The organism is Spirillospora sp. NPDC049652 (assembly GCF_040675125.1).
Lineage (GTDB): Bacteria > Actinomycetota > Actinomycetes > Streptosporangiales > Streptosporangiaceae > Spirillospora.
This window is the reverse complement of record NZ_JBFAOF010000316.1, coordinates 1-7347: the sequence shown is the minus strand read 5'-3', so window position 1 is coordinate 7347 and position 7347 is coordinate 1. Positions and strand designations below refer to the sequence as shown.

At 72.8% G+C, this 7347-nt stretch carries 6 protein-coding genes; all 6 read left to right on the top strand.

Annotated elements, in window-relative coordinates; translation table 11 throughout:
- A partial coding sequence (gene mreC, locus AB0J52_RS20585) for a rod shape-determining protein MreC (protein WP_500183228.1) occupies positions 1 to 824 on the top strand: 824 nt, incomplete at its 5' end.
- Positions 825 to 866: 42 nt separating this feature from the next.
- Positions 867 to 1460, top strand: a complete 594-nt coding sequence (mreD, locus tag AB0J52_RS20580) for a rod shape-determining protein MreD (RefSeq protein ID WP_500183226.1) — start codon at positions 867 to 869, stop codon at positions 1458 to 1460.
- The gene (gene mrdA / locus AB0J52_RS20575) at positions 1457 to 3616 is read left to right on the top strand and encodes a penicillin-binding protein 2 (RefSeq protein WP_500183225.1); all 2160 of its coding nucleotides are present in this window, start codon (positions 1457 to 1459) and stop codon (positions 3614 to 3616) included. The genes mreD and mrdA overlap by 4 nt, the downstream gene beginning before the upstream one ends.
- Positions 3613 to 4800: a rod shape-determining protein RodA gene (rodA, locus tag AB0J52_RS20570; protein WP_500183223.1), complete on the top strand. Its 1188-nt coding sequence runs from the start codon at positions 3613 to 3615 to the stop codon at positions 4798 to 4800. The genes mrdA and rodA overlap by 4 nt, the downstream gene beginning before the upstream one ends.
- A 135-nt stretch (positions 4801 to 4935) precedes the next feature.
- Complete coding sequence (locus tag AB0J52_RS20565; protein ID WP_500183221.1) at positions 4936 to 6858, top strand: TIGR03960 family B12-binding radical SAM protein; 1923 nt, start codon at positions 4936 to 4938, stop codon at positions 6856 to 6858.
- Positions 6859 to 7024: 166 nt separating this feature from the next.
- Positions 7025 to 7347 (top strand): TIGR03936 family radical SAM-associated protein (locus AB0J52_RS20560; protein WP_500183219.1); only part of this gene is annotated, 323 nt, incomplete at its 3' end.

Genomic DNA, 7347 nt, shown 5'->3' with positions numbered 1-7347 from the left:
GGCCGGTGGGCAACGCCGTCGACGCGGTCACCGACGCGCCCGGCGCGCGCCGCCGCGCCGACCGGCTGCAGCGCGAGAACCAGCGGCTGCGCGACCAGTTGCGCAGCACCCGGATCGACCAGGGCAAGTCGGCGCAGCTCGACCGGCTGCTCGGCGCGGCCGGGCTCGGCGGCTACAAGATCGTCGCGGCGAACGTGATCTCCGTGGGCCAGGGCCTGGAGGACACCGTCACCATCGACGCGGGCTCGGGCGCCGGGATCCGCTCCGACATGACCGTGATGAGCGCGGACGGCCTGGTCGGACGGGTCACCCGGGTCGGCCCGGCGACCGCGACCGTGCTGCTGGCGACCGACGTGAACTCCTCGGTCGGCGCCCGGCTGGAGGACTCCAAGGAGATCGGCTTCGTGCAGGGCCGGGGCCGCCGCGGCCTCGGCGGCGGCGGACGCACCCCGATGCGGTTCCAGCTGCTCGACGCGAACGCGCCGCTCCGGCCGGGGCAGCGGCTGGTCACGCTCGGCTCCCAGGGCGAGCGGCCCTACGTTCCCGGCGTTCCCGTGGGAACGGTCGAACGCATCGACGCGCCGGCCGGCGGCCTGACCCGCACCGCCTACATCCAGCCGTTCGTCCACTTCACCGGCCTGGACGTGGTGGCCGTGGTGGTCGCGCCGCCGAAGACCGACCCGCGCGACGCGGTCCTCCCGCCGTCGCCCAAGCCGTCCGCACCGCCCACGCCGTCCGCGCCGGGGCCGTCCGCGTCCTCGTCGCCGCCGGGTCCGCGGAGCGAGAGCGGCACGAGGCCGTCCGCCGAGCCGTCGTCCCACTGAGCCGTCCGTGCAAGCCGTGCAAGCCGTCCAAGGGAGCCTGACATGCTGAACGCTCCGGAGGCGTCGCCCACCGGACGGCGCGTGATCTCCGCGGTCGTCGTCGTGGTGGCGCTGGTGCTCCAGGTCTCGGTGGCCAACCGGCTGCCGCTGCCCGGCGGCGTCACCCCGGACCTGCTCCTCCTCAGCGTGGTCGCGCTCGCCCTCGTGTCGGGGTCGCTGACCGGCTGCGTCGCCGGGTTCTGCGCCGGGCTCGCCGCCGACATCGTGCCGCCCGCCGACCACACCATCGGCCGGTACGCGCTGGTCTACTGCCTCATCGGCTACGTCTGCGGGGTGGCCGCCGCCGAGATGGACCGGCAGTCGATGGTGCCGTTCTTCGCGGTCGCCGCGGGCGCGCTGCTCGGCACCGTCGCCTACGCCGCGATCGGCATGCTGCTCGGCGACCCGCGCGCGTCCTGGACGATCGTGGCCCGGATGGTGCCGCTGCAGGTGCTCTACGACGTGGTCGCCAGCCCGTTCGTGGTCTGGTGCGTGCTGCGCGCGACCCGCCGCTACGACCGGCCCGAGCGCAACCGCGACCGGTTCTCGGTCCCGGTGGGGCGGTACCGCGCGATGTCGGGACGGACGCGGCTGTGACCAACCGGACCCATCTCAGGCTGATCGTCCTCTACGTCACGGTCGGCGCGCTGCTGCTGGTCCTGGTGGGACGGCTGTGGACGATGCAGGTCCTGGAGGGCCGGCACTACCGGCAGGTCGCCGCCGACAACCGGACCCGCGACATCGTCGTCCCGGCCGTCCGGGGCATGATCCTGGACGACCGGGGCCGCACCCTCGTCCGCAACCGCACCGCGCTGGTGGTGTCGGTCGACCGCACCTCGCTGATGCGGCAGAAGGACCGCGGCCGGACCGTCCTCACCAGGCTCGCGGGCGTGCTCGGCACGGACTACGACGCGCTGGCGAAGAAGACCCGGCTGTGCGGGCCCGGCATCAAGCGCCCGTGCTGGCCGGGCTCGCCGTACCAGCCGATCCCGGTGGACGACAAGGTCGACGCCAAGCGCGCGCTGCAGATCATGGAGCGCCAGGAGGACTTCCCCGGCGTGACCGCGCAGGTCCAGGCCGTCCGGGACTACCCGCGGCCGGAGGGCGCGAACGCCGCGCAGACGCTCGGCTACCTCCAGCCGATCACCCAGGAGGAGCTGGACAAGCGCAAGGGCCTCAAGGTCACCGGCTACAGCGGCGTCGACCTGATCGGCCGGGACGGCCTGGAGGCGACCTACGACGCCGACCTGCGCGGCGTCCCCGGCTTCCGCAAGGTCCTGGTCGACAGCCAGGGCCGCGTCACCGGCACCGCGCAGGACAAGCCCGCCACCCCCGGCGGGAACCTGGTGACCAGCATCGACGCCGGCGTGCAGGGCGCGGCGGAGAAGGCGCTGCAGGACGCGGTGAAGTCGGCCCGCGCGCAGGGCAAGCACGCCGACTCGGGCGCGGCCGTGGTGATGGACGTCCAGACCGGCCACGTCGTGGCGCTCGCGAGCTACCCGTCCTACGACCCGTCCATCTGGACCGGCGGCATCTCCCAGGAGGAGTACGACGCGCTGCTCGGCAAGAAGAAGGGCGAGCCGCTGATCTCGCGGGCCACCCAGGGACAGTTCGCGCCGGGCTCCACGTTCAAGGTCTCGTCGGTGGCGGCGGCCGTCGGCGACGGCTACGACCTGCGCGGCACCTACGCCTGCCCCGGCTCCTACAACGTGGGGAGCCGCGCGTTCCGCAACTTCGAGGGCGAGTCGCACGGGGACATGAGCCTGCACCAGGCGCTCGTCGTGTCGTGCGACACGGTCTTCTACAAGTTCGCCTACGAGGAGTGGCTCCGCGACGGCGGCACCAAGCCGAAGAAGAACCCGTCCGACCCGATGGTCAAGATGGCGCGGCAGTGGGGGTTCGGCTCCAGGACCGGGATCGACCTGCCGAGCGAGTCGTCCGGCCGGATCCCGGACCGGGCGTGGAAGACCGCCTACTGGAACGCCACCAAGAAGGCCGACTGCAAGGCCGCCAAGGACGGCTACCCCGACATCGAGGAGTCCGACCCGGGACGGGCCGCGTACCTGAAGGCGGTCGCGGCGGAGAACTGCGCCGAGGGGTACGTGTGGCGCGCGGGTGACGCGGCGAACTTCTCGGTCGGCCAGGGCGACGTGCTCGCCACGCCGCTCCAGCTCACGCGCGCGTACGCGGCGCTCGCCAACGGCGGACGGCTCGTCGTGCCGCACATCGGGCGGGCGATCGTCCGTCCGGACGGCAGCGTGGCACGCCGCCTCCCGGACCCGCCCGCCCGCAGGCTCCCGGTCAGCCCGGACGTCCTGAAGTACATCCGGGGCGGCCTGGCGGGCGTGACCAAGTCCGGGACGGCCGCCGGGGCGTTCAACGGCTTCGACTTCAAGACCGTGGACGTCGCCGGCAAGACCGGGACGGCCGAGGTCTACGGCAAGGACGACACGTCCTGGTTCGCCTCGTTCGCCCCGGTCAAGAATCCGCGCTACGCCGTCGTCGTGATGATCTCCCAGGGCGGGCAGGGCGCGAACGCCGCCGCGCCCGCCGTCCGCCAGATCTACGAGGCCATGTACGGGCTGGGGAAGGGGGGCAAGGCGTTGGTCGGCAAGGACGGGAGGCTGCCGTCGGACCTGCCGCGCCCGCAGGCCGCGCTCGACCCGCAGGCGTCCGGCCCGGGCACCGGCCCCGGCTCCGGCCCGGGCCGGAAGGCCGGGCCGACGGCGCTGCCGACCGGGGCCGCCCCGTGACCGGGCTGGGCGGCTTCGCCGGGCCGGTCGAGGGCTACGGCGAGCGGAACTCGTGGCGGCGGCACGCCGCCGGGCTGCGGCGGCTCGACTGGACGCTGATCCTGTCGGTGCTGGCGCTGTCGGTCATCGGGACGCTGCTGGTCCGGTCCGCGACCTTCCATCTGCTGACCGAGCAGGGCCGCGACCCCGAGTGGTTCCTCAAGCGGCACATCCTGAACCTGGCGATCGGGCTCGGGCTGGGCGCGGTCGTGACCGTCCTGGACTACCGGCTGCTGCGCGCGTACGTCCCGATCCTGTACGGCCTGGCCTGCGTCGGGCTGCTCGCGGTGCTCACCCCGCTGGGCTCGACGATCAACGGCTCGCACTCCTGGATCGTGATCGGCGGCGGCTTCCAGGTGCAGCCCTCGGAGTTCGCCAAGGTCGGCCTGGTCGTGGTCATGGCGATGGTGCTCGGCGAGCCGCGCGACGGCGAGGTCGGCCCCGGCCGCCGGGACGTCCTGCTCGCGCTCGGCCTGGCCGGCGTCCCGGCCGCGCTGATCATGCTCCAGCCGGACCTCGGCACCACCCTGGTGTTCGCCGTCGTGGTGATCGGCATGCTCGCGGTGTCCGGCGCGGCCAAGCGCTGGATCGCCGGGTTGCTCGGCGGCGGCGTGCTGGCCGCGCTCGCCGTCTGGTTCCTCGGGATCCTCCAGCCGTACCAGCTCGCCCGGTTCACCGCGTTCCTCGACCCGGCCGCCGACCCGCGCGGCGCGGGCTACAACGCCCAGCAGGCGCGGATCGCGATCGGTTCCGGCGGGGTCTTCGGCAAGGGCCTGTTCCACGGCGAGCAGACCGGCGGGCACTTCGTCCCCGAGCAGCAGACCGACTTCGTCTTCACGGTCGCGGGGGAGGAGCTGGGGTTCCTCGGCGCGGCCGCGATCCTGCTGCTGCTGGGCCTGGTGCTGTGGCGCGGGCTGCGGATCGCCTCGCAGGCCGCCGACCTGTTCGGCACGCTGGTCGCGACGGGCGTGGTGTGCTGGCTGGCGTTCCAGACGTTCGAGAACGTCGGGATGACGCTGGGCATCATGCCGATCACCGGGCTGCCGCTGCCGTTCGTGTCCTACGGCGGGTCCGCGACCTTCGCGAACATGATCGCGCTGGGGCTGCTGCAGGCCGTCCACGTCCGCAGGCGCCCGTTCGACTGACCGCCCTCGCGCGCCGGCCGCCGGCCCGCCACGCGCCGCGCGGGCGTCCCGGGGCCGGGGGACGGCTGATCGACCGGTCCGCCGGGGATAGGCTTGAGGGTCTATCCCATGTCCAGCCACCGGAGGCGCACCGTCATGTCCGTAGAGTCGCTCTTCCCGCGCCTGGAGCCGCTGCTCCCGAGCGTGCAGAAGCCGATTCAGTACGTCGGTGGCGAACTGAACTCGCAGGTCAAGGACTGGGACGCGGCGACCGTCCGGTGGGCGCTGATGTACCCCGACGCCTACGAGGTCGGGCTGCCCAACCAGGGCGTCCAGATCCTCTACGAGATCCTGAACGAGCGCGAGGGCGTGCTCGCCGAGCGCACCTACGCGGTGTGGCCGGACATGGAGCAGGTCATGCGGGACAACGGCATCCCGCAGTTCACGGTCGACTCGCACCGCCCGGTCGGCGCGTTCGACGTGTTCGGCGTGTCGTTCTCGACCGAGCTCGGCTACACCAACCTGCTCACCGCGCTCGACCTGGCGGGCATCCCGCTGGAGTCGGCGGACCGCACCGACGCGCACCCGATCGTCCTGGCGGGCGGGCACGCCGCGTTCAACCCCGAGCCCATCGCCGACTTCGTCGACGCCGCCGTGCTCGGCGACGGCGAGGAGATCGCGCTGGCGATCACCGAGGTGATCCGGGAGTGGAAGGACGAGGGCGAGCCCGGCGGCCGCGACGGCGTGCTGCTGCGCCTCGCCGAGACCGGCGGCGTGTACGTGCCGCGGTTCTACGACGTGGAGTACCTGCCGGACGGCCGCATCAAGCGCGTCGCGCCGAACCGCCCGGGCGTGCCGTGGCGGGTCGAGAAGCACACCGTCATGGACCTCGACCAGTGGCCGTACCCGAAGAAGCCGCTGGTCCCGCTGGCCGAGACCGTGCACGAGCGGTTCTCGGTGGAGATCTTCCGCGGCTGCACCCGCGGCTGCCGGTTCTGCCAGGCCGGGATGATCACCCGTCCGGTCCGGGAGCGGTCGATCACCACGATCGGCGCGATGGTGGACGAGGGCCTGCGGCAGACCGGGTTCACCGAGGTCGGCCTGCTCTCGCTGTCGTCGGCCGACCACAGCGAGATCGCCGACGTCGCCAAGGGCCTCGGCGACCGGTACGAGGGCACGAACACCTCGCTGTCGCTGCCGTCCACCCGGGTGGACGCCTTCAACATCACCCTCGCCAACGAGTTCTCCCGCAACGGCCGCCGCTCCGGGCTGACCTTCGCGCCCGAGGGCGGCTCCGAGCGGATGCGCAAGGTGATCAACAAGATGGTGTCGGAGGACGACCTCATCCGCACCGTCACCACCGCCTACGAGAACGGCTGGCGGCAGGTCAAGCTCTACTTCATGTGCGGGCTGCCGACCGAGACCGACGAGGACGTCCTGGAGATCGCCGGGATGGCCAAGCGGGTCATCCAGGCGGGCCGCGAGGCCACCGGCCGCAAGGACATCCGCTGCACCGTGTCCATCGGCGGGTTCGTGCCGAAGCCGCACACCCCGTTCCAGTGGGCCGGGCAGACCGACCACGAGACGGTCGACCGCCGGCTGCGCCTGCTCAAGGACGAGCTGCGCTCCGACAAGGAGTACGGCCGCGCCATCGGCCTGCGCTACCACGACGGCCAGCCCTCGGTGATCGAGGGCCTGCTGTCGCGCGGCGACCGCCGCGTGGGCAAGGTCATCCGCGCGGTGTGGGAGGACGGCGGCCGGTTCGACGGCTGGTCCGAGCACTTCTCCTACGACCGCTGGACCGCCGCCGCCGAGAAGGCGCTGGCCGGCGAGCCCGTCGACCTCGACTGGTACACCCTGCGCGACCGCGACGAGGTCGAGGTCCTGCCGTGGGACCACCTCGACGCCGGCCTCGACCGCGAGTGGCTCTGGCAGGACTGGCAGGACGCGATCGACGAGACCGAGGTCGAGGACTGCCGCTGGACGCCGTGCTACGACTGCGGCGTCTGCCCGACGATGGGCACGGAGATCCAGATCGGCCCCACGGGCAAGCGGCTGCTTCCGCTCAGCGTCGTCTGACCCCTCCCCGCGCACGAGGTGCGCCACGTCCGGTGCGCAGGACGCTGAGCTGCGCCCGGACGTGGCTTCGGGATGCCCGGGGGCTCAAGTGGGCCGAGGTGGCCGTACTCTATAGAGAGACGTTTTCGACTCGACACGAGTAGGAAGGACCAGAACCCTGGCTCCCATGCCGGAGGGTCCAGCACCGGCCCCCGTGATCCAACGCCTGCGCGTCCGCTATGCCAAGCGGGGCAGGCTGCGGTTCACGAGCCATCGCGACATTTCCCGGGCCGTGGAACGCGCCGTACGGCGCGCCGGGATCCCTGTCGCGTTCAGTGCCGGATTCACTCCGCACCCGAGGATCTCTTACGCGGGTGCGGCCGCCACCGGTGTGGCCAGTGAGGCCGAGTACCTCGAGATCGGGCTGACCGAGCCCCGCGACCCTGCGCGGGTGCGCGCCGAGCTCGACGCCGCCCTTCCGCCGGGCCTCGACGTCGTCGACGTCGTGGC